Genomic DNA, 297 nt, shown 5'->3' with positions numbered 1-297 from the left:
GTAGTGCACGCATCACCTCAATACCTTTGATGGTGGCGTAAGCCGTCTTCATGGATTTAAATCCCAGCGTGGCGCCGATTATCCGTTTCAGTTTGCCATGATCGCATTCAATCACGTTGTTCCGGTACTTAATCTGTCGGTGTTCAACGTCAGACGGGCACCGGCCTTCGCGTTTGAGCAGAGCAAGCGCGCGACCATAGGCGGGCGCTTTATCCGTGTTGATGAATCGCGGGATCTGCCACTTCTTCACGTTGTTGAGGATTTTACCCAGAAACCGGTATGCAGCTTTGCTGTTAC

General features: G+C 51.9%; 1 protein-coding gene. It reads right to left on the bottom strand.

Annotated features, from left to right (window positions below; all coding sequences use genetic code 11):
• A partial coding sequence (locus JGU66_36495) for an IS6-like element IS26 family transposase (GenBank protein ID MBJ6766277.1) occupies positions 1–297 on the bottom strand: 297 nt, incomplete at both ends.

It is taken from the genome of Myxococcaceae bacterium JPH2, assembly GCA_016458225.1.
In the GTDB taxonomy this organism is placed as follows: Bacteria; Myxococcota; Myxococcia; order Myxococcales; family Myxococcaceae; genus Citreicoccus.
This window is presented reverse-complemented; position numbering and strand designations above follow the sequence as displayed.